The sequence below is a fragment of the Clostridia bacterium genome, assembly GCA_035561135.1.
Classification (GTDB): domain Bacteria; phylum Acidobacteriota; class Terriglobia; order Terriglobales; family Acidobacteriaceae; genus DATMYA01.
This window is the reverse complement of the sequence record DATMYA010000023.1, coordinates 43,470-69,048: the sequence shown is the minus strand read 5'-3', so window position 1 is coordinate 69,048 and position 25,579 is coordinate 43,470. Positions and strand designations below refer to the sequence as shown.

Here is a 25,579-nt window from a genome sequence, read left to right as displayed (position 1 = left end):
TAAAGCTGAGAACTTAATTAGGAATCAAAAAAGAAGAAGAAACTATAGAAGAACGACTATGGGCAGAGTAGTCGCACGTCGGGTGCCATGCGATAGAGCAACGTAAGATGCTGAATTTTCAACGCTGCTGTGCTTTGTTTCGACTTACACCTATGGAAGTTCATAGAACAGACGAAAAGCTATATTCAATTTTGGATTTGTTAGCTTTTAGGAATCTTCTAATGCGGCTATTAAGTGGTATGCAAGTTCCACCACCTATGTGGCGGAAGTAGGCTTGATGCACCGAATGGAACTTTAGTGGGGCAGATCAATCACGGTCATGCGCTGTCGGGTGTGGTGGCTTGAGTCTTAGCTTCGCGACTGAAGTGGTCGAGAATGGCGTCTGCCTGCTTACTGTTAACGACTGCTGTAAGCGCGGAGTAGTTGGCTTGCCGGACCGACTCCACTGAGCCGAAATGTTGCAGGAGTCGTTTGCGAGTGAGTTCGCCGATGCCGGGGATGTCGAGCAATTCGCTGTGACGGTCCCGCATCTGGCGACGCTTGCGGTGGAAGGTGATGGCGAAGCGATGAGCTTCGTCGCGCACCTGCTGTACGAGGTGTAGTGCCGGAGAATGCCGGTCCAGGATAACGGGCTCGTCCTCCTGTCCGTACACGTAGATGATCTCTTCGCGCTTGGCAATCGACGCGAGCGGCTGTGTAGTGAGACCGATGATCTGCAATGCTTCCGCCGCTGCATGGAGTTGTCCGATGCCGCCGTCCACCAGGATGAGCGAGGGTAGAAGCACCTTGTCTTCGAGCAGCCGCTTGTAGCGCCGGGTAATCACTTCGCGCATGGAGGCGAAGTCATCCACGCCCTCGACCGTGCGGATGATGAACTTGCGGTACTCGGAGTTCCGCATTTTTCCGTCTTCCCACACGACCATGCTGGCGACGGTTTCCGCGCCCTGTATGTGCGAGATGTCGAAACACTCTATGCGCTTAGGTTCTTTGGCAAGCATGAATACGTCCTGCAATACGGACTTCATTACATCCGTGCGGGGCTTCATGACCCGGAAGCGCTGGTCATATGATTGCTTGGCGTTGTTGCCAACGAGGTCGAGCAGGGAACGCTTATCGCCGCGCTGCGGAACTTCAATGTGCACTCGTGCGCCGCGCTTTTCGCTGAGCAGGTCTTCGAGCGTGGCGCGATCTTCGAACTCTACGGGAATGAAAATCTGGCGCGGAACATACTGCGCATCAACGTAGAGCTGCTTCAGCAGCGTGCCGAAGAATTCTCCGACCTCGAAACGGTTGCCGGCTTCGAGCTCTCCCAGGTCTTCCCAGAAAAATTCACGGCGGTCGAGGACCTTGCCTGTGCGCATGTGGAAAAGGTTCGCGGCAAGCAGGTGGTTCTCGTAGTGATAATTGATGACATCTGCGTCGTCCCCATCGGCGGTGGCGATACGCTGCTTCTCGCTGACCTGCTCGACGGTGGTAATGAGGTCGCGATACTTGGCGGCAAGCTCGTACTGCTCGTCAACGGCGGCGCGCTCCATGCGTTCGCGCAACGAATGCGTCAGGTCGCCCTGGCGGCCTTCAAGGAACAGACGAACGTCGCGGATAGCTTCCGAGTAGATGCTGGGCGTCGTGAGTCCGGCGACACACGGTCCGAGACATCGCTTGATGTAGTACTGCAAACAAGGACGCGGGTGATCGCGCGTCAGGTCGATATTGCACGATGGCACGAGGAAATGCTTGTGAATCAGGTCTACGATGCGATAGGCCAGGTTCGCCGGGAAGAACGGCCCGAAGTAAGCTGAGCCGTCTTTCTTCAGTCGCCGGGTGACGAAAACTCGCGGAAAGCGTTCACCGAGCGTGAGCTTGACGTACGGGTACGACTTGTCGTCGCGCAGGAGAATGTTGTAGCGCGGCTTCTTCTGCTTGATCAGGTTGTTCTCGAGCGCGAGAGCCTCGCGTTCGTTCTCGACCGTGATGTATTCCAGATCGACGGCTTCGCGCAGGAGCGACCCGGTCTTGGCATCCTCAGAGGCACCTTCAACGAAGTAGGAACGCACGCGTGCACGGAGGTTCTTCGCCTTGCCAACGTAGATGACCTCTCCCTCGGCGTTCTTGTACATGTAAACGCCGGGGTCTGTGGGAAGCGTCCGAATTTTCTGGTGAAGGTCCATGAGGAGCAGTTCTCAGTGGCGCGTAGGCAGTTTCGCCGCAGGCTACTCAGTTCCTGATGTGAGTACCTCCGCCACCATTCATTGCAAGATTACCGACAGGTTAACACCACAATCTGCCGACTGTGGCTGCCTAACCTCCCGGTAAAAATTCTACTCTCCCTCCACGGATTGCCTGCCTGATGGGAGAATTGCTAAGCACAAATTCTGCCTGGGCTGTAAGTCACAGAAAATAAACGAGCGACATCTGCATAGGTATCCACTGAATTGGCAGAGCGTTTGCTCTTACAGATGACGAGCGCTAACGGCGAGCCGGTCTGCGAGTCGGCAGAGTTCCGTGGCCCCAGGTTACTCGCCGCGCGAAAAGATTGGTCAATCCCCATATAGGGGAGTGAGGAGCCCTTCGATGATCGCCCGAGTTCCAGTGGTAGCAGTTCTCTTGCTGGGCAGCATGGCATTCACAGCCGGATGTGCCAGCAAGAAGCATGTGGCACGTGAAACCGCACCCATTATCAACAAGGTCAATGAATTGGATGATCTGACCTCGAAGACGACTCGCGAGATCCGCGACACCGACCAGCGCGCTCAGCAAGGCATCCAAGGCGTTCAGGCCAAAGCCTCCGAAGTCGACCAGAAAGCCACAACGGCAGGCCAGCAGGCAGAGCAGGCACAGCAGTTGGCCTCCAAGGCCGTGACTGGCGTCGATCAGCTGACGCAGCAGGTGGCGAATCTGGACAACTATCGTCCGGTTGCGGAGACGAGCGTTCATTTCGGTTTCGACAAGGCTGATTTAAGCAAGAAGGCGAAGGAAGTTCTGGACCAACTTGCATCGCAGATCCCGAACACCAAGGGCTACATTGTGGCCGTCGAGGGTGGCACGGATTCAACAGGCGACAAGGACTACAACTACCAACTGAGCCAACGCCGCGCCGACACCGTAATTCAGTACATGGCGCAGAACCACAACATCCCCGCGCACAAGATCTATTTGATCGGGTTGGGCGAGGACAAGCCAGCTGCGAAAAACACAAGCGCACAAGGCCGCGCGGAGAACCGCCGCGTTGATGTTCGGCTGATGACGAACGTAGTGGGTCAGCCGGCCCAGACGTCTGCACAGCAATAAGGAAACTCCGCCGGCCGCGTGCTGGCCTGATGAAGTGTCTATAATCTGACGCCGCCTGTTACCCGGGCGGCGTTTCACCGTGGCTTAAAGAGCTGGTCTTTCGCGGTTTGCTTTCCCTTGAGCGTGTGTAGTGGCGGGCAGCTGCGCGTTACAATATGTCTATGACAAAGCTTGTAGGTTGGGCTGTGGTGGGGCTATTACTTTCGACCGGCGTAGCAGCCGCGCAAAGCTCCGGCCCGCAAAAGCCGAAGGCTAGCCAACGCACCCAGATGCCTGCCGAAAATGAGCCTGCGCCGCGCTCCGACGACGGAGCAGGTCACAGTTCGAGCAAGGATACGCGCATCGACCTTTCCCCGCCCCGGGGCGACGCGATGATGCATCCGAACAGCGAGATTCCTGCCGACGTCACCGAGATGAGACCCTACGACCCGCACAAAGCGGAGAAGAACATTGAAATAGGGGACTTCTACTTCAAGAAGAAGAATTTTGAGGCGGCAGCTAGCCGCTATCGCGAAGCGCTATCGTGGAAGCCGAACGACGCAGTGGCGACATTCCGGCTCGGGCAGTCGCTGGAGAGCCTTGGACAGGGTGCCGATGCGCGGCAGGCCTACGAGGAGTATCTGAAGATCCTGCCGAACGGGCCATCTGCAGAATATGCCAAGAAAGCCGTTGAGCGCCTGCCGAAGCCTGAAGACAAAAAAGCCAGCTTGAAAATTAATGAGTAGGTGATACGTGGAAGTGAACAGGCCCGCGAAGATGCGCGGGCTTTTGCATTGGTGGAACAGGGGCTACGAAACCTAGTGTTCCGTCGCAATGTATTTGCCAGTTGTTGCGTTGACGGCCACACGGAGCTTGGCGTCATTTCGGTTTGTACCGTAGATGACGTGCCAAACGAGCTCGCTCTTACGGGGGCTGAAGTCGAGAGAGAAGAACACGGGTTGCTTGGGATCCTTCTTCATCAACTTATCGCCACCGTGCTTCTGCGCTTCGGTGAAGGCGGCATCGCTATCGATCTTCAGGAATGCCACGTCGAACACCTGTGTTGAAGTATTCGCGGGATTGTAGGTGTCCTCTGTGCCACGCGAGATACCTCGGGCGGGCACGTCTTCGCCGCTCAGGCCGGACCATGTATAAGCCTTGATAGCGCGGCGCGACGCGGAGGCGAACTGTGCGCTCCAGATGCCAGCCTTTCCCTGCCCAACCGGAGCGCCTTCGGTGTATGCGGATTCCAGACGATAAGGCTTCGCATCGGCGGCGAAGGCGCGGGCCGCCACGTACAGCTTTTGGAAGGCGTTGCGCCCGGTCTCGTATTGCGTTGCTTCCGTTTTCGCCTCCTGAGTGGTTGAGGATTGCGTCTTGCCCGTGTCATTTAATTTGTTGGGAGAAGATGAGCACGCGGCAAGCGAAGCCAGCAAAAAGAGTGCGAATAGGACAGGGATGGTTGAGTGGTACTTGCCCATCGTGTTTTCCTTTTCAGTTGCCAACAATGAGTCGTACGCTGAATCGCAATGAGTCGCAACTTCACGTCGCTAACGATGATTCAGAGTGGGTCGGACGGGTATCTCTAAGCTATTGAAGCAAAGTTGTACCATTTAATGGACACCGAGGACGACCGAATGGATGCATACATCGAGTGGGCGAGGAATGAGATTTCGGAAGTCACCAGTGGTGCGCGCCCCGAACAGATGGGTGCTGCGCCTAACGGCAAATGGAGTGCTGCCCAGATTCTGGAGCATCTTTCGCTGACGTACAGCGGTACGGCGAAGCTTTTCGAACGTCTGCTGGCGAGCGCGGAGGAGCCGCAGGTTCCAACCCCAACACTGAAGCAGCGCGTCGCTATCTTGTTGGTGACCGGGATCGGTTACTTCCCGTCCGGACGGGAGGCCCCTGAGAGGGTGAGGCCTCGGGAAGTGTATCTGGAGACCATCATTGCATCGACCCTGGCGAATCTCCGAAAGATGGACTCAATGCTTGCACAGGCCGAAGCGCGTTGGGGTGACAACTATCGAGTCGCGTCCCACCCTGTGCTCGGTCCGCTTACGATTCGGCAGTGGCGGAAGTTTCACTCCATGCATGCCCGGCATCATGTAAAGCAGATTCGTGAGAGGCTCGCGACAAGCTAGTCACCGGCGTTGCCGAGATTGCATACCTTGCGGAAAGGCCCGCGTGTCTCGCGGGCATTGTTTTGTCAGTAAATGAGTGTGCAACTTGTGGCCGTCCCCATCACTCTGAATGGGGAGACCTTGCCCCATGCCAAAACTTACTGTGCTCGTCCACACCAAGAACAATGCAAAGTCGTTGGGGCAACTTCTAGATGCTTTGAAGTTTTGCAACGATCTCCTGGTTATAGACGACGACTCCGAAGATCGCACGGTACGAATCGCATGCAAGCATCACGCACGGGTTAAGAAAGCGATTCCGGGCGTTACGGCAGGCGCGTACGCAATGGATTCATTTCACCCCTGGGTGCTGGTTGTCCGCCCGGATGAGATGCCGAATGAAGAGTTGATTCGCGCGCTGAAGCAGTGGAAGGCGGAGAAGAAGCAGGACGAAATTTCCGGTTACGCGATCGCCGTGCGAGAACAGCGCGACGGCAACTGGAACAACTGCGGTGCGCAGATGCGATTGGTGAACCGCCTCAAGATTAATTGGACCGGCGAACTGCCTCCCGATAGCTCTGTTGCCGGACGAATGCCCGGAGAGCTATTGCGCACCATTGAAGAGGAAGGGAAGGCGGAGTAATCCGCAGCGGTTACTCTACCAGCCACCATCCTATCGTCACTATCGACTGATCACTATCCACTATCCACTTGTCCTATCCCCGTATAATCTCGGAATTCATCAGAGATTCACGACAGGCACATTGTGGACCTTTACACGTTCTACGCGATGGCGGCGGTTTCCCTGTTCGGACTCGCGTTCGGGAGTTTTTTGAATGTCTGCATCTACAGGCTTCCGCGCGGACTTTCCGTGGTGAAACCCCGTTCGGCTTGCCCCAAGTGCGGCTCCGAGATTGCGGCATATGACAATATTCCGGTGCTGAGTTGGGTGTTCTTGCGCGGGCGTTGTCGCCGTTGCGGGACGCCGATTACGCCGCGTTACGCGATCGTTGAGCTGACCACCGCGCTCTTGTTCCTGGCGTGCTTCGTGGTGTTCCAGCCTTTCATCGGACTCGTCATCAAGTTCTGTATCTTCTCCTTCCTCACGCTCGGGCTCATTTTTACCGACTGTGAAAATCGATTGCTGCCGGACAAACTGACACTGACGGGAGCCCTCGTCGGACTCGCACTCAGCGTCCTTCCGGCCTTTTCTCCTCAGCTACTCGATATGTTTGTCGGCGGTCCGTTCTCTCCCTCTGCCCATGGTGCGGAGCTGCTGACAGCATTCGATTGGGGATGGCGTTCGTTCGCCAATTCTTTGCTGGGTGCGCTTGTCGGCGCGGGATTTATCTGGGGTGTGGGCGAATTGTATTTCCGTTTGCGCGGCATGGTCGGCATGGGCTTCGGGGACGTGAAGCTGATGGCAATGATCGGCGCATTCCTGGGTGTCTGGTCGGTGCTGCTCACAATCTTCCTGGGCTCGGTGATTGGTGCGGTACTGGGCATCGCGCAATTCCCGCTGCTCTGGCGAAAGCGCGTCAGTTCGCCGTCCATGATGCGCCGCTATCCGGATAAGAAAGAGCGCAGACGCGAGGCATATGAGTCAGCGATGCGATGCCTACGGCTGCCCTTTGGAACGTTTCTCGGTATCGCGGCGCTGGTGACGGTGTTCTTCGGCGACGCAATCCTGCGCTGGTACCTGGGGCGCTTCTGATGGATTGGCTCGCCAACCCGGTCACAGTGCGTGCGGCTGCCGTGCTGTTCTTTGCGGCGGTTGCGTTTGTTGGCGGTGCGTGGCTCATGCGTCGTGTGCGTCGAGAACTGACCGGCGACACAGAGTTACGCTCACGAACCGTCGGCGAAAGCGCTTTCGCGCTGGAGACCTACAACGGCGTGATTCAGCGGTTGAAGGAGCAGGAGCAGGAACTGCGTCGCTTGCGTGAAGAGGCGAGCGCAAAGGCATCGGCAACTGAAAACGTGAGCGCCGCAGTGCTCTCAAATCTGGCAAGCGGCGTGGTGCTGTTCAATACGGCCGGCATGGTGCAGCAGGCGAATGAGGCAGGGAAGCGAATCCTCGGATACGCTTCGCCCATCGGGCTTCATGCACGCGACGTGTTTCGTGGCGTGACCGCACTGCGAATGTTTTCTGCGGACGCCGAGACCGATGCCGCTCCTCTGATACACGCGCTTGAGGACGCGCAGTCCGAGTCCAACGGACTCGAGAGCTTCCGGCGCGCGGAGATGGACTACACCACTCCCGCAGGAGACGTCCGCGTCCTGGGTGTAACGCTCTCGCCCGTGAAGACCGGCGGGGGACAGCGCCTCGGAGTAGCGTGCCTGGTCAGCGACCTCACGGAAATCACGCAATTGGCACGTCAGATGCGCACGAAAGAGAGCCTTGCAGCGCTTGGCGAAATGTCGGCTGGGATTGCGCATGAATTCAAGAACTCCCTCGCAACCATCAGTGGATACGCACAGATGCTCGCGCAGGGAGAAGCTGGCACCGCCAGGGATTTCGGCGAGCGGATCGCGCGAGAAACACAGACCCTGAATCGCGTGGTGATGGACTTTCTCCAGTTCGCTCGTCCCGGCGAAATGCGGAACGTGACGGTCGAACTTGTGCCGGTGTTGCAGGATTGCGCTACCGAGGCGGGCGTAGCGTTGGATTGCGATGTGTCATTGGATGTGGCCTTGCGCGGAGATCGGACCGCGCTGCGTCAGGCCTTCAGCAACCTGCTCCGAAACAGTGCGGAGGCCGCTTACAATGGTCAAGCTATTTGTGTATCTGTGCGGGCACAATCGCGCGGCGAGATGTTGGAAATCGAATTGAAAGACAACGGCAAGGGCATCGACCCGAAGGACGTTGGCAAGGTATTCATCCCGTTCTACACCACGAAGGCGCAAGGAACGGGGCTTGGCTTGGCCCTGGTGCACCGCATTGTAAGCGAGCACGGTGGAAGTGTCCGCGTGTCTAGTGACGAAAGTGGCACGACGTTTACGCTCCTGCTACCCATGGCGAACGGCACTGGTAACGGCAACGAATCGCGCTAGAATAGGCCAGAAACTCGGGAGAGAAACTTTGCTTCGAGTGCGCGCCTCTGCGTGCGCCGGGTGCAGTAAAAACGAGGGAGACTGATTCATGACCCGCATCGCGAAGTCAGGCATTTGCACGATCCTGTTTGGCACGCTGGTGCTCGCCGCAGGTGCCCAGTCTCTGGGCGATGTGGCGCGCCGGCAAAAGGAGCAGCAGCCGAAGGCGAAAGCCAGTAAGGTGTACACCAACGACGAGATTCCGTCGACAACAGTGCCGAATGATGTGTCCAGGAGCGATGCGGGAAAAGACGCGACCGCGTCCAGGGAAGCGAAGTCCGCGAAAGCAGACTCCGGCAACAGCAAGGATGCCGATACGCCCGAAGAAAAGAAGAAGCGCGAACAGGAGTGGAAGGACAAAGTGAGCGATGCGAAAAAAGGTATCGCGGATCTGGAGCGCGAACTTGCTTTGATGGACCGCGAGTACAAACTGCGTGCCGCCGTGTTCTACGCCGATGCCGGCGCGCGCCTGCGCGATGACAAGAAGTGGGCCGACGAAGATCGCAAGTATAAAGAGGGCCTGGCGAAGAACCAGACTGCGTTGAGCGCCGCGAAACAGAAGCTGGAAGATCTTCGCGAGCAAGCTCGTAAGGCTGGCGTGTCGATGGATTAGCGTGTCGCTGAACGAAATTCTCGGGCGACCGAACTTTCGGTCGCCTTCGTTCTTTGTATCGACGGACAAGCACGATGAATCGAGGCTGATGGATAACATTCTGCTGGTGGAGGACAAGGCGGAGTTGCGCGAGATGCTGGTGACGGCATTGGCGCGCATGGGGTACGAAGCAGTGCCCGCGGCGGGTGTCCCACCGGCGCTTGCGGCACTCGCGACGACCCGGCTGTCTGCGGTGTTAACGGATTTGAAGCTACCCGGCGGCAGCGGCATGGACGTGCTCCGTGCGTCCATCGCTGCAGACGCAAGCGTGCCAGTCGTGATTATGACGGCCTACGGCTCCATCGCTGAGGCCGTAGATGCCATGCGCGAAGGCGCTTACGACTTCATTCAAAAGCCGATCGATCTTGAATATCTGAAGCATCTGCTGGCACGTGCCATGGAGCGTCAGGAACTCGTGCGCGAAGTCGTGGTATTGCGCGAGGAGTATGCGCGCAAATTCGGCTTCCCCCGCATTGTGGGCGATCACCCCTCCATGCAGGTAACCGCGCGCGAGATGCAGCGCATAGCCACTACCGATAGCACGGTTCTGCTGCTCGGCGAGAGCGGCACAGGGAAGGAGCTCTTCGCTCGTGCGATCCACCAGTTGAGCGCGCGGGCAAGCAAGCCGATGGTGACCATCAACTGTGCGGCAATTCCGGAAACGCTCGTCGAAAACGAACTCTTCGGCCACGAGAAAGGCGCGTTTACCGGCGCGTTGCAGCGCAAGCCGGGGAAATTCGAGGTCGCCCACCATGGCACGCTCTTCCTTGACGAGATCGGCGAACTGCCCTTGAGCGCTCAAGGCAAGCTGCTGCGCGCCATTGAAGAGAAAAAAATCGATCGCCTGGGCGGCGCGGGCGAGATCACTGTGGACGTGCGCGTCGTCGCAGCGACAAATCGCGACCTGGAATCTGCGGTGGAAGCGGGAGAGTTTCGGCGCGACCTCTACTACCGCCTTGCTGTTTTCCCCATTCGCATACCGGCACTGCGCGAGCGCGGCGAGGATGTCGTGCTGCTGGCCGAGCATTTCCTGGAGCGATTCCGAAAAGAACTCAGGAAGCCGCGCATGAAGTTTGCGCCGGATGCGTTGAGCGCTTTGTGTACCCATAACTGGCCGGGAAACGTTCGCGAATTACAAAACGTAATCGAACGCGCCGCTATTCTGAACGAGGGCGATTTGCACGCTGCCGACCTCGCGCTTTCCATGAACGTACGTGCGGGGTGTGCGCGCACCGAAGTGACGGCATTCGCGACGCCCAGCGCGGAGGGTTCTCTCGCCGAGGTGTCATCACAGGCAGTGCGTCAGGTCGAACGTGCAAAAATCGAAGCAACACTGCGCGAGTGCAAATGGAATAAGGCGGCGACGGCTCAAAGGCTAGGAGTGAGCTACAAGACGCTGCTCACAAAGATTCACGCCTATGATCTGGACTGAGAAGAGCGCACGAGCGCAGGCATGGACTAGAAAGGGCACGGCGTGAGCCGTGCCCCGATTGCAGATGACTGTGGCCGCCGCTGGACGATTATTCCAATCTGCGCCGATTGGCTTGTGATGCCGGAATCACCGTCACCGGGCTCTCCAGCCGGAAGGTAAGCAGCGCTTCCGGTCCCAGCTTGATCTGCTGGCCGTGGGTTGCGGCCTGCACGCCTGTTCCTGCGCCCGCGCCTACCGTGGCGCCAATCGCAGCGCCCTTACCGCCGCCGGCAAGTCCGCCGATGATTGCACCGAGCGCGGCGCCTCCGCCAACTTTAGCCGCCGTATTCTTGCCGCGCGACGTGCCCTGCTTTGCCCATTGATTCGTCCGAATCTGGTAGCCGCGCCCGTTGATGCTGATCTTTGTCAACTCGATTGCGAGTGCCGATTGGCCTTTAAATCGGCCTGCGCTTTTGGCATCGACAACGCGACCTTCCACGTCTGCATCGGCAGGGATGACAATATTGTCATCGACAACGATGGGTGAGTTGAGCGTAGCGCGGAAGGTATCGCCCGGCTGGCTCTTCTCGGAATCCACGGCGTCGATGAGGCGAATAGCAAGCGTCGTGCCGTCGGGTACGGTTACTTTCTGTATCACGGGTGCAGCCGGAATCACGGGTGTGGCCGGAGCGGGTGTTGTTGCGGTCGAAGCCGAGCTGCTACTGCTGTTACTGTAATCTGGGACATGTGTCTGGCTGGCCGAAGAGCCGCGCGTGCTGGTTGCGCGCTGTGCCGAGCGGCGCGCGGGCTCACGCGCCGGTTCCTGTACGGGGGCCGCGGCTGACTGTTCCTGTTGATCTGCCGGGGCGAGCTGCGTGTTGCCCGCCGTGGAAACCTGGAGATTGTTGACGACCGTCTTTACGCCTTCAACCTGCGAGGCGGCCGTTGCTGCGGCTCCGCGCTCCTGGTCGGAGTTAACATATCCGCCGAGCGTGACCACGCCATTCGCCGCCTGAACACTGATCTGACGGCTTGTGATGTTGGGGTCCGACATGACCTTAGTTTGAACTTCGCTTGCGATCTGCGAGTCGTTCTTCGATGAGCCAAGCGGATTGCGGTTGCAAGCGGTCGCGAGTCCGAAGATAAGTACGAGCGCCAGCAGTACGAATATCCGTGCTTCGCTGCGCCCAAACGCGGATAACGAAGTGATACCTTTCGCCTTCATAAGTTCGCTCCTGTTTCCAAACTTGTGGTTACTGAAGTTAGATGCAGAGTTGCTGTCGCCTCTGCTGAAATTTTTTTTGCACTCAAGTCTCACAGATTACTCCTTTCGCAGCCCGACAGGAACTTGCTTGAAGGAGTTATCGAAACCGGCGTGGCCGGCGTCGCAAGCGTCCGCGCAAAGACCCGGTGCGCCCAGGCGTCGAAGCAGGAAGCGCGGTAAGCGATAGCGGTTCGAGGCAAGAAAACGATAGAGCGTCGGCCCAAACCAGCGGAATGGCGGCAACGAGAGGATGCGCGCGAGCCAGCGGCGGCGCGGCAGCACTCGCAGGATTACCATCCATCCCCAGAACCCTGCATACCAGCGTCCGTCCGGCGTGAGCACGTGCATCTCGCGCGCGAGTTCGCGTCGTGTGAACGGCGTCTCCGCTGCGATCTCGGGACGATTGAAGTCGCGGAAATCGATGCGACGCCCTGTGTCGTAAGGCTCAATCAAACCGCGAGCCCACCAGCAGAACTCGCAGTTTCCGTCCGTGTACACGCGGAGTTTCGGATAAATAGCCATGATTCTTTAGACGGCCAGATAGCTGCAGAGATTCAGACACCCCCCGCAGCACCCCCCGCAGTGATAAAACCCGGTACCTCGCAACAATATGCGTTCAACAAAATGCGTTGGAAATACAGCCGATTGAGCTTGCTGAGTTTGTGTGGTACAAAGACGCCCGAACGTTAATGCTGTGATTGTTCACCGTTAACGGTTCACTATGAGGCGTGCTCCAAGGGAGAGCCATGGCATTTCGCGTAGAACGCTCCGAGTACGACCCGCAAGATGGGTTCCTGTACTACGTGTCGTTCAAGCCGAACACGGAGATCGAGCCGGAGAACGTCCACGCGCGCATGCCCGTGGATGCCGCGGTGTCGGTCTCAGAGACAGGCGATCTCGCCGACCTCATGTTCGTATTGCCTAAGCCCTGCCGTAACGATCAGGCACTCACGTTCATACGGAAAGACGAGATGGCGGATTACATCGAGCCGCGTGTATTCATCGCCGTGCCCGGCTATAGCGGCGACGCGGTAGTTGAGGCTCCCGCGAAGCTGGATTTGGACATCGCAGGCAGGATCGTGGGCATGGAAATCCAGTGGTCTCCGGAGCAGTCGCGAGGCAACGCCTGACAGCAGCCGAGCTCCCGCCTGCCGCCTGCGACGTGTAACATGACTGACGTGCAAAACCTGACAGAGCAGGTGACCGCATTCGTGCTGGCCGCCGGCCGGAGCACACGCATGGGTGAGGACAAAGCAGAGGCTTGGGAATGGCAGACCAGAATCAGCGGCCATATATCGAATTCCAGCACGTATCCAAGGCATTTGGCGACAACGTCGTGCTGGACGACGTGAGCTTTGACGTGATGCCCGGGGAAACCGTATGCATCCTTGGGCGAAGCGGTGTAGGCAAATCCGTAGCGCTACGCCACATAATGGGATTTCTGAAGCCAGACGCCGGGCGCATCTGGGTGGCGTACGAAGACATCACAGACTATCCCGAACCGGAGCTTGAGCGCATACGCAAGAAGGTCACGATGGTGTTCCAGAACGGCGCGCTATTCGATTCGCTCAGCGTGGGCGAGAACGTGGCATTTTCGCTTCGCGAGCGTGGCGACCTGAACGAAGAGCAGATCTACCAGATTGTCGACGGCCTGCTGGACATGGTGGGGGTCCGTGAATATCGCGACCAGTTGCCATCGGATCTCTCGACCGGGATGAAGCGGTCGGTGGCCATTGCGCGTGCACTGGCGGCGCAGCCCGATGCTGTTCTGTACGACGAGCCGACGACGATGGTCGATCCTCTGATGGCGCACCTGCTGGGGGATCTGATCAAGAAACTGAAATATCAGTTGAAGCTGACGAGCATCGTCGTAACGCACGATATGCGACTGGCGCAGAAAGTTGCGGACCGAGTCGTCTTTCTACACGAAGCCAAGGTAATTTACTTCGGCCCGCCAGAGGGCATGAACGCTGCTCAGGAGCAGATCGTGCGAGAGTTCATCGATCTGGATGCGTTGAATCTCGACTACTGGAAACCGGCGCCGGATACGCGCTGACGGCGCTGAAGACATGCTACAAGCAGCAAACGCGCTCCACACGGAGCGCGCTCCGATTCTATCCACCAAGCTGTGCCCACCGCTTCAGAACCCCTTGGTCACCAGCTTTTCGACTGTAAGCGTGTCGCCGCCGAGGTCGCGGTCGCGATGGAACCATTTCTCCAGGTACTTGGCTGCGATGTCAGCCTCCAGGTTGACAGGATCACCAGCCTTCAGCGTATTGAGATTCGTCATCTCGACCGTGTGCGGAATGATTGCCACCGTGCAGATCATCCCTTCCAGCTTGGCAATCGTGAGGCTGATGCCTTCGATAGAAATGGAACCCTTGTAGACAAGGTACTTTTCGAGCTCGGGTGGGACTTCTATGTGCAACCACCAGTTCTCGGAATCGGGAATGCGCTCGAAGTTCACGAGACGCCCGACGCCATCCACGTGACCCTGCACCATGTGTCCACCCATTCGTCCGTCGGCTCGGAGCGGAAGTTCAAGGTTGACCTGGGCTCCGGTAGTGATTCGCGAGAACGACGTGCGTACCCATGTCTCCGGCGCAAGATCGGCGGCAAACGTTGTTGGCGTGATATCCAGCGCGGTGAGGCAGACGCCGCTCACGGCTACGCTGTGCCCGGTCTTGAGTTCCTTTGGAACATCACGGGCCTCAATGGTGATTCGGCGATTCTCGCCCTTCTGCTCGATGCGGGCGATGCGCCCAACTTCCTCTACGATTCCGGTGAACATAAAAACTCCAGTTGCCAGTAGCCAGTTGTCAGCAGCCAGTGGCCAATAGCCGACTGCCAGTTAGTAGCGGCAACGATAATCCGCATACATCATAATGTGTGCCGTGCTCTTTGTTTGTGACAAGAACAAGTGCAAGTGTGCAGTATATCGGTCAGCAGGAAGCTGGCACATGGGAACCGGTAATTGGCACCTGGCAACTGTCTACGCGTACGGATCGCGCAAGTAGCCTTCGATGGCAAAGTCCTCGCCGAAGTGGTGGACGGTGATGTTATGCACCATGGCAGCCTCTGCCATACGAGCGAATCCGGCGCCGGACGCGAAGGGTACAGAGCCGCTGCCACCAAGAATCTTGGGGGCGTAGTAGAAGAAAATCTTGTCCACGACTCCGGCGGCCAGACAGGTCCAGTTCACTGCGGCTCCCCCTTCGACAAGAACGCTGGTAATTTCAGACTCGCCGAGCTGCTGGAAGACTTTCTTCATGTCAGGCTTGCTGTTCGTGGGAACTGCATGTGGGTAAGGAACTTCCCCGGCTTGCGGCTCAAACGTAGCGAGAGGCACTTGCTCCACGCGCACACCTCTTGCTTCGAGTTCGGCGCGCTTCTTCTCTTCTGCGAACGAGCAGAACACGAGCACGTCCTCCTGGCACGTCTTCACGAGGCGCGATTCCAGCGGCAGTCGCAGTCGCGAGTCCAGGATGACGCGCAACAGCGGACGGCGGCGCGGGAGTGAACTACGATCGGTGAGCAACGGATCGTCTGCGATGATGGTTCCGACACCAACGAGAATCGCATCGCTTGCGTGCCGCAGCTTGTGTACATGCGCGCGCGCGGCTTCGCCGGTGATGTAGGTAATGGACGCCTGCGCCGATCCGAGCGCCGTGGGATTCTGCGAAACGTTCGATGCTGCCGCGATCTTGCCATCCAGCGTCATGGCTGTCTTCAGCGTCACCAGCGGCAAGCGGGTGCGGATGTATCGCGTGAAGCTTTCGTTGAGTTTCCGTGCTTCGGCTTCAAGCACTCCGTCAACGACCTCGATGCCGGCAGCACGAAGTTTCTCGAACCCTTTTCCGCTGACGAGCGGATTGGGGTCGCGCATAGCGCTAACGACGCGAGCGATGCCGGCCGCGATAATCGCATCTGCGCATGGGCCTGTGCGACCCTGGTGCGAGCAGGGCTCCAGGTTCAGATAGAGAGTGTTGCCGTGCGCTAGGTCTCCAGCTTCTTCAAGGGCAAGAACTTCAGCGTGCTTGCGGCCCTCATATGTGTGCGTTCCGCGTCCGGCGATGCGGCCACGCTCGTCCACAACGATTGCTCCAACGCACGGGTTCGGAGAAGTGAGGCCGACGCCCTGCCGTGCAAGATCGAGTGCCTGGGTCATGAAAAGTTCTTCAGTATCGCGCAATGCCATAGAGGTCTATTTCAACACGAAGCCGCGGAGAGACGAAGAGAGAAGATGAGGGCGTAAGCCATAGTCGAAAGCACTTTTGCCAACTTGGCGCTGAAGAAAGGGGTCCTTCGATTCCGCGACTGCGTCGCTCCACTCAGGAAGACACACTCCAAGGAGATAAACCAAAACCTTGTCTTCCTGAGCAAGGGCGTAAGCCCGAGTCGAAGGATCCCTTTTGCCAGCTCGGTTCGGTGGCAAAAAGGATAATGTCCCAGTCAACTACGCGAACAGCGAATCCACGAAGTCGTTGGCATTGAAGGGAAGCATGTCACCCTTTTGTTCGCCGACGCCGACGTAGCGAACGGGCAGTCCGAGTTCGCGCGAGATGGCGACCACGACGCCACCCTTTGCGGTGCCATCAAGTTTCGTGAGCACGATGCCTGTGACCCCCGCCGACTCGGTGAACATGCGTGCTTGCTGGAGTCCGTTCTGCCCGGTGGTGGCGTCCATAACGAGCAGGGTCTCGTGCGGCGCGCCGGGGATGATGCGCTGCGCCGTGCGATGCATCTTCTCCAACTCATGCATCAGGTTCGTTTTCGTGTGCAAACGCCCTGCGGTGTCCACGATCACGTAGTCAACGTTGCGGGCTTTCGCGGCTTGCAGGGCATCGAACAGCACGGCCGAAGGATCGCCGCCCGGTTTCGTCTTAATGACTTCCGTCCCGGTGCGATCGCCCCAGACTTCCAGTTGCTCAATGGCCGCAGCGCGGAAGGTGTCCGCAGCAGCCAGCAGCACGGTTTTGCCCTGCGCTCGCAACGTATGCGCGAGCTTGCCGATCGAGGTCGTCTTGCCCGTCCCGTTCACGCCCACCACAAGAATGACTTCAGGTTCACCATCAACTCGGTTCGCAGGCTTCTCATTGGCTTTGGTAAGGATAGCGAGCAGTTCTTCTTTAAGAACGCGCTTCAATTCCTCGACATCTGCAATCTGCTTGCGATCCACCTTCTCGCGCATGTGCTCCAGCACTTCATGCGTTGTCGTCGTGCCCAGGTCCGCAGCGATTAGCGTGGCTTCCAGGTCATCGAGCGTCTCGCGGTCGATTTCTTTGCGGAAGCTGACGACTTCTTCAATGCGGTCGGTCAGGTTCTCACGCGTGCGCGTGACCGCCTGCTTCATGCGATCTAGAAAAGATGGCTTTTCGGGTTGGTCGAGACTGCCGAACAGAGTCTGAATCATGCTGGATCATTATAGCGGTCGAGCCGGGCGGCGCAGGAGGGCGACTTCGCCGCGCTTGGGCTGATCGCTATCAGTCATTTGCTTTGTCGCAGCACGGCTGAAAAACTTGCTACACGATTGCGCTGGCTTCGGCATTTACTGCGACTGCTGCCGCGCCTTGGTCCGGATTGGTGGAGCCGGCTCGGCGGATTTGTAACCTGCCGCTCTCGAACACCGATGTCAGGGCGGCGACCACGCGCGGGTCAAACTTCGTACTCACTAGCGAATTGATGATGCGGACGACATACTCGGTATCCATGGCGGCTTGGTAAGGGCGGTTGGTCGTCATGGCGTCGAACGTGTCGGCCACGCTGATGATGCGCGCCATCAGCGGCAGTTCGTCGCCCTTCAAGCCATAGGGATAGCCCCGGCCGTCGAGAGACTCGTGGTGCAGTTCGATACCGGGCAGCATGAGCGCGAGTTGCGTGACGGGGCGCAGAATGTTGGCGCCCTTCGTCGTGTGCGTCTTCATGATCTCGAATTCGTCGGGAGTGAGCGCGCCGGGCTTCTTGAGAATGCGGTCCTCGATGCCGATCTTGCCCACGTCATGCAGCAGGGCGGCGATGCGAACATTGTCAATCTCCTCTTCGCTCAGTCCCATCTCCGTTGCAAGTATGACGGAGTAGCGCGTCACGCGGTCGGAGTGGCCCCGTGTGTACGGATCCTTTTCGTCAACCGCTCCGGCCAGCATCTGTATGGAGTTCAGGAACAGTGCGCGGTTCTCTTCGGCGGCTCGCTTCAGGTCCTGGACGAAGTGTTCTAGCTCGCCGGTCATAATATTGAACGTTGCCGCTAATTCTCCGATCTCTGTGCGGCTGGTAAGCGTAACGCGCTGCGAGAAGTCGCCACGGGCAATGGCCCGGCTGGATTCCGTAAGCGTTTGTAACGGTGTCGTAATTTTTCGAGTCGCGTAGAAGCTGATTGCGATGCTCAACAGAACGGACAGTAACGCCAGCAGCCGTGAGTAGCGCTGCATTTCATAGACGCTGGCGTAGGCCTCGCCCTGTTCTTTCTGCGCTATGACGGCCCACTCCAGCGAAGGCACAGGGCTGCATGTACCAAGCAGTTCGGTGCGTCCGTCCTTCTCGTCGACGGCGAACTCGGTGGTCTCGACGAGGCGCGAGCGTCCGCCCTGGTCAACGAACTTCTGAACAATCTCGAAACGCGTAAGGTCCTGACCGGTAGCGAATTGCGGCGACGCACCGGCGACCAGTCGCCCCTCGCGATCGACAACGTATAGAGCGAGTCCACCACGGCCAAATTCGCGAAGACGGATCTCGAGAAACTGAAGGTCGATGACGGTGCCGAGCATACCCACGAAGCGCCCGTCCGCTAAAAGTGGATGGCTGGCGAGGAAAACCGTATGCGAGTCTTTCCCCGCCCCGATTGTGAGCGGCTGTCCGTTATAGGCGCGGCCGTCGCGAGCGGCTGCAAATGCGTGTTCAAGTTCACGTTGAAGGAAAACATCTGGCGTGATCTTGCCGGCGGAGATGCCCTTGGCATCGGTGTTCAGAAGCGTGGCATAGGCAAGATCGCCATGCGAGCTGACAAACTTCTCCAGCAGAGCGCGAAGTTCAGGCGCGGCAACGTGATCCTGAGCCAGGTTCCCGCCGCTGGAGATCTGCACGGCCGAGGCCAGGTTCTCCAGCATCATGCGTATGGTCGCTTGCCTCTGCGCGATGTCGTCACTAAGCGACTTCGTCACCGTATTCTGCAGGAGCATCTCGTTCACTTTCAGACGCTCGCGATTCACGGAGACCACGCGATCAGCATAGAAATACATCGGCACGATGCTGACGAGCAGCAGCACGCCCATAATCGAGTACAGAATCGGGATTCGTGACGGAAGTAGGCGCATGGACTGAGTTGCCGAATTCTAACGTAAGTTGCTGCTTCCTCAGTGGCGTAATGCGCGAAGAGACCGTTACCTTGGTGCTACCCCATCCGGCCAGCGACGTGGCGCTCAGACTAGCAAAGGTGAATCACCGCTGCACTGGCTGTGCGTGCAGTCCATTGATTAACTCGGGAGACCACGTTGCGAGCTGCTCGTCCTTTTTGCTCTGCTCTGCGGCGATTACGTTCCAGGTTGCGAGCAGGCGGCGCGGATCTTGTTCGCATTCGAGCAACGCCGCCCGGCCGTACTTCTTTTCGACTGCGGCTGCCATCTTGTACCCGAGGGTGTACCACGGCCCCTGCTCACCGTAGAACTCAAAAGCCTTGTTCCACATCTCCTCGTCACTCGCAAACCTACCGTTCAAGACATCGAGCAGGAACTGTTCAACCTTCTTCAGGTCGGTATTGAAGTTGGCCATGTCACGGTCCCAGCGCGCGCGGTCCTTGGGATCGCTGAACTGGTGTGGATGCACGTCGGCAGAGCCGGCCGCGGCGAGCATAGCGAAGCCTTCGGCGAAACGGCCCACATTGATGCCAGCCTTCCTTGCGTTTGGAGATAGATCCATGTATCGCTCATCGAAGCCGGTCTCCACGCTCCCCATGCCAATGTGGTGCAGTTCGTGGGTGACGGTGTTCAGGAACACCTCTTTCGGGCGAGTTGGGTCCAAATACAAAAAGATCTTGTTGTCTTCGAATACGAAACTGTTTTCGCGAGGCTTGATGACCGGGTACACGGTCGCGTTTATCTTCGCTCCGGCGGGCAGGAACTTGAGCACCTGGCGCGCGGAGGCAATCAGGTTCGCGCCCTTCCAGGCCTCGAGCGTGTAGCGCAGTGCATCCGTGCGCTTCACCGTTTCCGGCGAGAGCACGTATTGCTGAAACACGTCATCTTCAAAGCTCCGCTTCATCGAGTGCTCACGCCTTTTCAAGCTTACGTAGGGCTCGCTGCTGAAGATGCGCTGCCAGTCAGCCTCAGCGATGGGCTGCTGTGTACATGCCTTATCAAGGATTGCGAGAACCGCCTCGGCCTCGGAAGTGTCGAGCTTGATGCTGATGCGACTGCCGTCGGCCATCGTCAGAGCCCGACAGGGCAGCACAAACACCGAGGAAATTACTAGGACAAGGAATGTAAGTAGCAAATAGCGCGCAAAGTCTCTCATGCGGCTCTCCTCAAAATGAATGAATACGTAAGCTGTTGGATTGGCTCCCGCAGACCCGGCCCGACTGGGGGATAGCGTCTCCGCACTCCACTCGTTGGACGTACTACAACTAAAAAAGCACCCGGGAATCCGGGTGCTTTTCATTTACCGCAGAAATCATCAGGAGCGGTAAAGGCCGATTTCGCTGGTTGAGGGGCGCGTCATCAGTTCACGGATGGCGTCGCGCGGCGGCTTGCCCTGTTGCAGGATGGCGTGCATCTGCTCGGTGATTGGCATTTCGACTTTCATCTTGTGCGCCAGGCCGACGGCGGCGTTGGTTGTGAGCACGCCTTCGGCAACCATGCCGTGCATGCCTGCGATGATGTCTTCCAGGCGGCGCCCCTTGCCAAGTTCCACACCGACTGTCCGGTTGCGCGAAAGACCGCCAGTACAGGTGAGCACGAGGTCTCCGAGTCCGGCTAGGCCTGCCATTGTTTCAGCGCGTCCGCCGCAGGCTAAAACCAGTCGAGTCATCTCTGCCAGCCCGCGCGTAATGAGGGCGGCAGCCGTGTTGTGTCCGAGCCCCAGCCCATCAACGACGCCAGCAGCAATAGCGATGATGTTCTTCAGGGCACCGCCGAGTTCCACGCCCACGGAGTCGTCATTGCTGTACACGCGGAAGGAAGGATCGCTGAATTCGCGCTGCACGATCGCTGCGAGTTCCGCATCGCGGCTGGCGAAGGTGATGGCCGTCGGGTCTCCCTTGGCAACTTCTTTCGCGAAGGATGGTCCACTCAGCGATCCCAGCCTGGGAGTGAAGCCATTGGGCGCAACCGTTAGCACTTCGGCGATCACTTCGCTCATCCGCTGATATGTGTCGTTCTCAATGCCCTTGGTAGCGGAGACGAAGAGCATTTCCGGAGAGAGGTGCGGCTTCATCTGCCGATAAACCCGGCGCGTGTGATGCGACGGCATCACGCTGACGACGATCTCAGCACCGGCCAACGCTTCACTCAGGCTCGTGGTGGCGGCGACAGTTTCCGGGATGGGGGCATCGGCCAGGAATAAGTCGTTCGTCCTTCGTGCGGCAATGGACTGGCAAACCTCTTTTTCAAATGCCCAGAGGCGCACGCCATGCGTGCCTTTGCGTCCAAGAGCGATAGCGATTGCCGTGCCCCAGGCACCGGCACCGATGATTGCAATCTGACTCACGCGCTGATTCCTTTCACTTCTTCGATCCGAAACGATGTTCTGTGCCCGCCAACAACCGTTGAATGTTCGCTCTATGCTTCCAGATTATAAGCAGCGAGACCCCTGCCGTGATCGCAAGCACAAGTGGACTGGCTTGCTCGCGCTGCAACAGGAAGAAGGCGACAGGGAAGAGAGCGGCGGCTACGATGGATCCCAACGACACGTAACGAGCTACGACGAGGATAAGCGCGAAAACGATCATTACGACCAGCACCGCCTTTGGCGCGATTGCGACAAATACGCCGAGTCCAGTCGCTACGCCTTTGCCGCCCTTGAAGCGGAGCCACACTGGATACATGTGTCCGATGATGGCGAACAGTGCTGCTACTGCGGCAAGCGCATAAAGATGGCGGCTGACCTCCACGTAAGGCACAGTGTGCTGCAGGTACTCGACCATCTCTCCCGCGTACCACGCTTCGCGTTGGGGAATGGTAAGCGTGTGGCGTCCCCAGGCAAATGCGAACAGAACGGCAAAGGCACCCTTGAGCGCATCGAGGAGAAGCGTCGCGATTGCGAGGCCTTTGTGACCTGTGCGTGCAACGTTGGTGGCCCCGATGTTCCCGCTGCCTTGCGCGCGGACGTCCGCGCCAACAAACGTGCGAACAAGGATGTAGCCGAACGGGATGGACCCGAGCAGGTAGGCGGCGATGGCGACGACGACGTATGTAAGCATCAGGAAATCAGAGTTCAGTATGCTGTCGCCGCATTGGCTGCTACGTCAGGGATGCAGTTCGTAAGACTGCACCTTGAAGTATTGCGCGCCGCGCGGCGAGAGCCTGCTTTCGTATAGGAAGAATTCGCGAGCGGCCATTGTACCGAACTCTGGTTCGGGCGCAGAAGCCAATCGTTCCTGTATGCGCTGGAACTTCTGATTAGGGCGATCGCCGGACAGAGAACGTGGACGTCCGGAGCCGCTGCGCGCCAGCGTTAGGTGCGGACTGAGTGGGCTGTCTGCGCGCTCGAAACCCAACGGCGCAACGACATTGTCGACCGCAGTCGCAAGCTGCTGCAGCGCGACGGGCGCCTGGATTCCGATCCAGAACACGCGAGGGTTCTTCGCGCCGGGGAAGAAGCCGTAGCTGCGGAAGTCAATTGGAAACTGGGCGGAGCGAACGTCGCTGAGCGCGCGTCGAATCTCTTCCAATTTGTTGGTCTCGCCGATGAACTTGAGCGTTACGTGGTAGGTCTCCGGGCCAACAAAGCGCAGTTCAGGCGCGAACTTCCGCAAGTCGTCCACAAATTGCGTGATCCGCTTGCGTATCGGTTCCTCGATATCGATTCCAACGAAGAGGCGCATAGGTTGATGCAGATGTCAGACGGCAGACCTCGGACGTCAAAAACAAGAATTCACGTTCGACGGCATACTTCAGGTGTTCACGCCTGAAGTATTTGCCGGGCAGGACACTGAATTCCGAAGTCTAGCGTCTGAAGTCTGCCGTTCGACGTCTGCTTCTAAATCAATTTTTTCCTTACCATGTCCAGCGCTTGCTGCGATGCGAAGTAGCGAATGCGTTCGCGGTCTCCGGGAAATTTGCGCTCCAACACCTCTGTCTTCCCGTGTCCTGCGACGGCAATGTAAACCAGGCCGACCGGCTTCTCTTCCGTTGCGCCGCCCGGTCCGGCAATGCCCGTTACCCCGACTCCTATGCTGGCGCGGCAACGTTTGCGAATGCCTTCCGCGAGTGCGATCGCGACCTGTTTGCTGACCGCTCCGTGCTCTGCGATCAACAACGGAGGCACATCGCAGAACAGCGTCTTCATGTCGTCCGCATAGACAATAGCGCCGCCAAGAAAGTATCGCGAGCTTCCGGCCACAGATGTAAGGCGCTGCCCCACGAGTCCGCCGGTACAGGATTCTGCCACGGCGATGGTCGCACTACGCATCTGCAAGTAATAGCCAACAATCTGTTCCAGCGTCTCGCCCGCGCTGGAGAAGACCGCGTCATCCAGTTCCTCCTCCAGTGCGGAGGCAAGAATCTCAACTTTTTCTTCCGCTTCGTCCAGCGTGCTGCCATGCGCCTTCAGGTGGAATTCAACCTGTCCAGCGCCTGCAAGAATCGTGGTCTGCACATCCGGGTGCTGCTTATAAACGGGTGCAGCGCGTTCGTCTGCGACGGACTCGGGAAGCATGGCGCACCTGATGACCTTCGTGGCAATCGAGGCTGGAGGCAGTGCGGCGCGCAAGCGCGGCATGCACTGGGTCTCGAACACATGCTCGAGTTCGAACGGCGGCCCCGGCAGCAGGATGATGATTCGCAACTGGTCAAGATGCGCGCCTTCCAGCCATTGGCCGGGCGCGCTGCCCTTGGCATTGCGCAGTACCTCTGCGCCGTCGAGTACGTCTGCCTGGTGCGCATTGTTCTCCGGCATCTTGACCCGACGCGCGGCAAAGCGGGCATACAGTTCGGCGACGAGGTCGGGATCGCGACGCAGTTCGATGCCGAGTGCCTCGGCTACGCACTCACGGGTAAGGTCGTCTTCCGTGGGGCCGAGTCCGCCCATAAAGATCAAAATATCAGCGCGCGAGAGTGCAGTGCGCGCAACGCACGTGAGGTGTTCGCGGTCGTCTCCGACAACCGACTTGAACGCAACGTCCACACCCAGTTCGTTCAACCGTGCAGTGAGATAGAGGGAATTCGTATCCTGGCGAAAGGGAGTAAGCAATTCAGACCCAATCGCGATGAGTTCGGCTTTCACGTATTTCAGTGTAAAGCAGCAGGCGAAGGGGCGAAAGAGCGGAGGGCAGACTTCAGACGTCAGACATCAGACATCAGACGCTAGACGCCAGCCGCCAGACCCAACCTAAAACACGTCGTCTTCCTGAGCGAGGGCGTAAGCCCGAGTCGAAGGAGCCCTATTGAACTCCCGAACTTTCGGGCGTCGTAGGGCTCCTTCGACTCCGCGACTGCGTCGCTGCGCTCAGGAAGACAAAAAAACAGACGACCCAGCTGCTGCCCCCGGCAACTGGCAACCGGCAACTGGCCACTGACTAGTGGCCACTGACTACTCGTACAGCAGCGAGCGCCCCGCGATATCCCAGGAAAGATGATAGACAGCGTCGGTTGTCGCGAGAACGACTGCGCGGCCTGGAGCGAACGCGAGTCCGACCAGGTTGTACCCGGAAACAACAAGAGAGGCTTCGCGCTCAGGCGTGATGCGAACGATACCGCGCTGCCCACCCAGCGATGCTGCTACGTACATGTTGCCGGCATCGTCGAAGGCCAGGCCTTGTGGCCGTCCCAGTCCACGATAGAAGACGCTGACCGTGCCGTGGGTATCGACCTCGTACACCGCGTCGAAACTCGACGTGGTTGGCCCAGTCACGAACAAACTCCCATTCGGGCCGAATGCAAGATGATAGGCCGAAACGCTGGGTTCCAGCGTCGCATAGACATACGTCTGGCGATCACGCGAAATTTTGAAGATGGTGCCGCTGCGATCGCCAACGTAGAGATCGCGCGCGCCGTCGAAGGCGATTCCAGTCGCGACGCCCATTCCTTCCGCATACGTAGAGGTCGTACCGTTTGGTGCGACGCGAAACACCGTGCCGTCATATCTCGATGACACATACAGGTAGCCGTCAACATCGACGGCGAGGCCTGTCGGATTCATCATCTCGGCCACGTAAGGTTTAACGTTGTAATTCGTGTCGATCTTGTAGATGGCCACCGGAACCTTCTGGCCGCGCTGGCCGGAGTAGGTCACGTATATGTTTCCCTCGGCATCGATGGCCGGGCTCGCGACAGGGTGCAGGTTCTCGGCGATAGGGATGGCGATCCCAACCTGGTGCGGATTGCTGCTCGCGCTCGTAGAAACTGTCACGGGTCCGGAACTTGCACCTTCAGGAACCCGTGCAATCAGGAACTGATCGGAACTGATGACGACGGAACCTTCGATATCGCCAAATTGCACGAGCGGCTGCCTGAGTTCAGGCGGCCGCAGGCTGCTGCCAATGATGCGAACTTCGCCCCCCGGCAGTGCAAACGCAGGTTCGACCGAATCGATTTTTGGGCGGCCATTCTTGTTCAGCATGGAATCGT

The 25,579-nt window shown here is 58.4% G+C and carries 24 protein-coding genes; 10 read left to right on the top strand and 14 right to left on the bottom strand.

The window, feature by feature from the left end; genetic code table 11:
- Positions 1 to 317: 317 nt before the first annotated feature.
- Positions 318 to 2,168 (bottom strand): excinuclease ABC subunit UvrC, encoded by a 1,851-nt coding sequence (gene uvrC / locus VN622_06475; GenBank protein HWR35498.1) that lies wholly within the window; start codon positions 2,166 to 2,168, stop codon positions 318 to 320.
- Positions 2,169 to 2,571: 403 nt separating this feature from the next.
- Here uvrC and VN622_06470 point away from each other — a divergent pair, with 403 nt between their 5' ends.
- Both VN622_06470 and VN622_06465 read left to right on the top strand, forming a co-directional pair.
- Complete coding sequence (locus VN622_06470; protein HWR35497.1) at positions 2,572 to 3,288, top strand: OmpA family protein; 717 nt, start codon at positions 2,572 to 2,574, stop codon at positions 3,286 to 3,288.
- Between the two features lie 161 nt (positions 3,289 to 3,449).
- The gene (locus VN622_06465) at positions 3,450 to 4,013 is read left to right on the top strand and encodes a tetratricopeptide repeat protein (protein ID HWR35496.1); all 564 of its coding nucleotides are present in this window, start codon (positions 3,450 to 3,452) and stop codon (positions 4,011 to 4,013) included.
- 72 nt (positions 4,014 to 4,085) lie between these two features.
- Here VN622_06465 and VN622_06460 read toward each other — a convergent pair whose 3' ends face one another.
- Entirely contained in the window at positions 4,086 to 4,748 is a 663-nt protein-coding gene (locus tag VN622_06460; GenBank protein ID HWR35495.1) for a hypothetical protein, read from the bottom strand.
- A 156-nt stretch (positions 4,749 to 4,904) separates the two neighbouring features.
- Here VN622_06460 and VN622_06455 point away from each other — a divergent pair, with 156 nt between their 5' ends.
- The 6 genes from VN622_06455 (at position 4,905) to VN622_06430 (ending at position 10,561) form a co-directional block, all read left to right on the top strand.
- Positions 4,905 to 5,411: a DUF1569 domain-containing protein gene (locus VN622_06455; protein ID HWR35494.1), complete on the top strand. Its 507-nt coding sequence runs from the start codon at positions 4,905 to 4,907 to the stop codon at positions 5,409 to 5,411.
- A 127-nt stretch (positions 5,412 to 5,538) separates the two neighbouring features.
- Positions 5,539 to 6,030, top strand: coding sequence for a hypothetical protein (locus VN622_06450; protein HWR35493.1), 492 nt, complete (start codon positions 5,539 to 5,541; stop codon positions 6,028 to 6,030).
- 123 nt (positions 6,031 to 6,153) lie between these two features.
- Positions 6,154 to 7,101, top strand: coding sequence for a prepilin peptidase (locus tag VN622_06445; GenBank protein HWR35492.1), 948 nt, complete (start codon positions 6,154 to 6,156; stop codon positions 7,099 to 7,101).
- Positions 7,101 to 8,438 (top strand): ATP-binding protein, encoded by a 1,338-nt coding sequence (locus VN622_06440; protein HWR35491.1) that lies wholly within the window; start codon positions 7,101 to 7,103, stop codon positions 8,436 to 8,438. Before VN622_06445 ends, VN622_06440 begins: the two co-directional genes overlap by 1 nt.
- A gap of 88 nt (positions 8,439 to 8,526) precedes the next feature.
- Positions 8,527 to 9,090 (top strand): hypothetical protein, encoded by a 564-nt coding sequence (locus tag VN622_06435; protein HWR35490.1) that lies wholly within the window; start codon positions 8,527 to 8,529, stop codon positions 9,088 to 9,090.
- A gap of 1 nt (position 9,091) precedes the next feature.
- Positions 9,092 to 10,561 (top strand): sigma-54 dependent transcriptional regulator, encoded by a 1,470-nt coding sequence (locus VN622_06430; GenBank protein HWR35489.1) that lies wholly within the window; start codon positions 9,092 to 9,094, stop codon positions 10,559 to 10,561.
- A gap of 88 nt (positions 10,562 to 10,649) precedes the next feature.
- Here the strand turns inward: VN622_06430 and VN622_06425 are convergent, their stop codons facing one another.
- Both VN622_06425 and VN622_06420 read right to left on the bottom strand, forming a co-directional pair.
- Positions 10,650 to 11,765 carry a BON domain-containing protein gene (locus tag VN622_06425; GenBank protein HWR35488.1) on the bottom strand — a complete coding sequence of 372 codons (1,116 nt, stop codon included), beginning with the start codon at positions 11,763 to 11,765 and terminating at the stop codon, positions 10,650 to 10,652.
- 96 nt (positions 11,766 to 11,861) lie between these two features.
- Positions 11,862 to 12,326 (bottom strand): DUF393 domain-containing protein, encoded by a 465-nt coding sequence (locus tag VN622_06420; protein ID HWR35487.1) that lies wholly within the window; start codon positions 12,324 to 12,326, stop codon positions 11,862 to 11,864.
- Between the two features lie 224 nt (positions 12,327 to 12,550).
- Between VN622_06420 and VN622_06415 the strand changes: the two genes are divergently transcribed.
- Both VN622_06415 and VN622_06410 read left to right on the top strand, forming a co-directional pair.
- Positions 12,551 to 12,934, top strand: a complete 384-nt coding sequence (locus VN622_06415) for a hypothetical protein (protein ID HWR35486.1) — start codon at positions 12,551 to 12,553, stop codon at positions 12,932 to 12,934.
- 137 nt (positions 12,935 to 13,071) lie between these two features.
- Positions 13,072 to 13,860 (top strand): ATP-binding cassette domain-containing protein, encoded by a 789-nt coding sequence (locus tag VN622_06410; GenBank protein ID HWR35485.1) that lies wholly within the window; start codon positions 13,072 to 13,074, stop codon positions 13,858 to 13,860.
- Between the two features lie 84 nt (positions 13,861 to 13,944).
- On the opposite strand, the gene VN622_06405 is transcribed toward VN622_06410, so the two are convergent.
- The 10 genes from VN622_06405 to VN622_06360 form a co-directional block, all read right to left on the bottom strand.
- Positions 13,945 to 14,595 carry a riboflavin synthase gene (locus VN622_06405; GenBank protein HWR35484.1) on the bottom strand — a complete coding sequence of 217 codons (651 nt, stop codon included), beginning with the start codon at positions 14,593 to 14,595 and terminating at the stop codon, positions 13,945 to 13,947.
- Between the two features lie 201 nt (positions 14,596 to 14,796).
- Complete coding sequence (ribD, locus tag VN622_06400; GenBank protein HWR35483.1) at positions 14,797 to 16,002, bottom strand: bifunctional diaminohydroxyphosphoribosylaminopyrimidine deaminase/5-amino-6-(5-phosphoribosylamino)uracil reductase RibD; 1,206 nt, start codon at positions 16,000 to 16,002, stop codon at positions 14,797 to 14,799.
- Positions 16,003 to 16,260: 258 nt separating this feature from the next.
- The gene (gene ftsY / locus VN622_06395) at positions 16,261 to 17,217 is read right to left on the bottom strand and encodes a signal recognition particle-docking protein FtsY (protein ID HWR35482.1); all 957 of its coding nucleotides are present in this window, start codon (positions 17,215 to 17,217) and stop codon (positions 16,261 to 16,263) included.
- Positions 17,218 to 17,326: 109 nt separating this feature from the next.
- Positions 17,327 to 19,114 carry an HD domain-containing phosphohydrolase gene (locus VN622_06390; protein HWR35481.1) on the bottom strand — a complete coding sequence of 596 codons (1,788 nt, stop codon included), beginning with the start codon at positions 19,112 to 19,114 and terminating at the stop codon, positions 17,327 to 17,329.
- 124 nt (positions 19,115 to 19,238) lie between these two features.
- Positions 19,239 to 20,309, bottom strand: coding sequence for a DUF5700 domain-containing putative Zn-dependent protease (locus VN622_06385; protein ID HWR35480.1), 1,071 nt, complete (start codon positions 20,307 to 20,309; stop codon positions 19,239 to 19,241).
- Positions 20,310 to 20,468: 159 nt separating this feature from the next.
- Positions 20,469 to 21,500: an NAD(P)H-dependent glycerol-3-phosphate dehydrogenase gene (locus VN622_06380; protein ID HWR35479.1), complete on the bottom strand. Its 1,032-nt coding sequence runs from the start codon at positions 21,498 to 21,500 to the stop codon at positions 20,469 to 20,471.
- Between the two features lie 13 nt (positions 21,501 to 21,513).
- Positions 21,514 to 22,212: a glycerol-3-phosphate 1-O-acyltransferase PlsY gene (plsY, locus tag VN622_06375; GenBank protein HWR35478.1), complete on the bottom strand. Its 699-nt coding sequence runs from the start codon at positions 22,210 to 22,212 to the stop codon at positions 21,514 to 21,516.
- Positions 22,213 to 22,257: 45 nt separating this feature from the next.
- On the bottom strand, positions 22,258 to 22,836 hold the full coding sequence (gene thpR, locus VN622_06370) for an RNA 2',3'-cyclic phosphodiesterase (GenBank protein ID HWR35477.1): 579 nt from the start codon (positions 22,834 to 22,836) through the stop codon (positions 22,258 to 22,260).
- A gap of 155 nt (positions 22,837 to 22,991) precedes the next feature.
- A complete protein-coding gene (locus VN622_06365) occupies positions 22,992 to 24,236 on the bottom strand; it encodes a competence/damage-inducible protein A (protein HWR35476.1) in 1,245 nt (414 codons plus the stop codon).
- A 306-nt stretch (positions 24,237 to 24,542) separates the two neighbouring features.
- Positions 24,543 to 25,571 (bottom strand): gluconolaconase, encoded by a 1,029-nt coding sequence (locus tag VN622_06360; GenBank protein ID HWR35475.1) that lies wholly within the window; start codon positions 25,569 to 25,571, stop codon positions 24,543 to 24,545.
- Between the last annotated feature and the right edge of the window lie 8 nt (positions 25,572 to 25,579).